Genomic DNA, 842 nt, shown 5'->3' with positions numbered 1-842 from the left:
AACGGCCCCGATATTGGTCTTGCCACCGCTTGCACCAAGGACACCATCTCTCCGCCGGCTCTTGGGCAATGGGCCGAAGCCAACGGCTTTGAATCGCTGTTTTTCGGCGAACATTCCCATATTCCGGTCGATCTGAAATCCCAGCGCCGCAGCTACAAGGAAGTCCCTGAAAGCTTCAAGGAAATGTACGATCCGCTGCTGTCTCACATGGCGGTGGCGGCGGTGACGAAGACGCTGAAGCTGGGCACCTCGATTTCGATCATCACCGAGCACCACCCGATCAGCCTGGCGACCAGGATCGCAACGCTCGACCATTTTTCGGGCGGTCGCTTCATCCTGGGCGCGGGCGCCGGCTGGAGCGCGGAAGAAATGGCCGACTATGGCGTGGCGTTCGAGGATCGCTGGAAATGGGTGCGCGAATGCGTTCTGGCGATGCGCCAGATCTGGGGCAATGAAATTGCCGAATTCAACGGCGAGATGGTCAAGTTTCCGCCGATGTGGTGTGGACCAAAGCCCGTGAAGGGCGGCAATCTGCCGGTCCTGATCGGCGCCTACACCAAATTCGCGTTCCCGCGCATTGCCGAATATGGCAACGGGTGGATCCCGGTTGACCAGAATGACGCCATGCCCGCCGCCGTGGCCGATCTGCGCGACTATATGACCAGCAAGGGGCGCTCCATCGAAGAACTCGATCAGACGGTCATCACGCATCATCTGGGCCTGTTCGACGGCAATCCCGATCGCCTCAAGCAGCGGGTCGAGGAACTGCACGCGATGGGTTTCAACCGCGTCCTGCTCCAGCTTCCCTCCGAAAGCGCAGACACCCAGTGGCGGACGCTGGA

At 60.5% G+C, this 842-nt stretch carries 1 protein-coding gene; it reads left to right on the top strand.

Annotation, left to right across the window (positions count from 1 at the left end):
• A partial coding sequence (locus WG908_RS16480; RefSeq protein WP_340187593.1) for a TIGR03619 family F420-dependent LLM class oxidoreductase occupies positions 1–842 on the top strand: 842 nt, incomplete at both ends.

It is taken from the genome of Sphingobium anseongense, assembly GCF_037725245.1.
Lineage (GTDB): Bacteria > Pseudomonadota > Alphaproteobacteria > Sphingomonadales > Sphingomonadaceae > Sphingobium.
The sequence above is the reverse complement of the archived record's forward strand: the minus strand, read 5'-3'. Positions and strand labels throughout refer to the sequence as shown.